Origin of the sequence: Caenibacillus caldisaponilyticus (genome assembly GCF_002003465.1) — a bacterium.
Classification (GTDB): Bacteria; Bacillota; Bacilli; order Bacillales; family Sporolactobacillaceae; genus Caenibacillus; species Caenibacillus caldisaponilyticus.
The window spans coordinates 1-1,106 of the sequence record NZ_BDDQ01000163.1; the positions used below are offsets into that span (position 1 = coordinate 1).

General features: G+C 51.0%; 1 protein-coding gene. It reads right to left on the minus strand.

Annotated elements, in window-relative coordinates; all coding sequences use genetic code 11:
- A partial coding sequence (locus tag CCB157_RS17050; RefSeq protein WP_143287144.1) for an IS256 family transposase occupies positions 1-986 on the minus strand: 986 nt, incomplete at its 3' end.
- Positions 987-1,106 lie beyond the last annotated feature (120 nt).

Genomic DNA, 1,106 nt, shown 5'->3' on the forward strand with positions numbered 1-1,106 from the left:
GCGCCGCCGGTAACGTCCGGATAGTCCAAGACAGCCGTGGCGTCTTCGAATCCCTCTTCAAGGATTTGCATGGCTTTTGGGGCTTTTTCTTCCCATTTGGCCAGCACTTGTTCCAATAACAGCCGGGCCGCCTGCTTATTGGGGGCGTGAAGAATCCCGCGAATCTCCTCAAGCAAGGCATCCTGCATATACTTTGGTGCGGCATCGAGGATATTGCGAATAAAATGTGTCTGGCATCGCTGCCATGTCGCGCCTTGGAAATGCTTTTCAATCGCTTGCACCAGCCCGCCGTGTTGATCCGAGATGATCAAGTCCACTCCCCGGAGTCCCCGGTCTTTCAGCCATCCGAAGAACTCGCTCCAGCTGGACTCCGATTCACTGTTTCCGATTTGCAGGCCAAGAATTTCCCGGTATCCTTCCTCGTTCACCCCGACGGCGATTAAAACGGCCCGGGAGCGAACCTGCCCATCCTCCCGCACTTTCGTATAAATGGCATCCACCAACACAAACGGATACACGTGTTCATGAAGGGAACGTTGATTCCAATTTTGGATCATCGGATCCAGTCCTTTGCACAACGAGGAGACCGTGGACTTGGAAAACGAAGTCCCGCACAATTCTTCTGTGATTTGGGTGATCTTGCGGGTAGACACTCCGTTTACGACCATTTCCATGAGGGCCAGTACCAGAGCTTGTTCGCTCCGTTGATAATGTTGAAAGAGTTCGGTGGAAAATTCCCCATCCCTTGTCCGCGGCACGCGCAAGGTCAACCGTCCCACCCGAGTCGTCAATTGCCGGGGATAAGACCCGTTTCGATAGCCTTTTCGCCCCTCTGTGCGCTCATAACGGCCGGCGCCAAGTTGATCCGTTAACTGGGCTTCAAGGATTTGATTCAAGACCTGTTCCAACAGTTTGGCCAGTCCTTGATCTTGCGACAGGAACCCGTGCAGGATTTCATCGCTTATTGTAATATTGTATTGAGCCATGTTGCTTTCCTCCTTTTTGTTTGGTTTTTGGTTCACTTTCATTCTATCAAAGGGAAAGCAACGTGGCTCTTTTTACATTTCCTTTTTACACAATTTTACGGACTCAACTGGATTTTATGC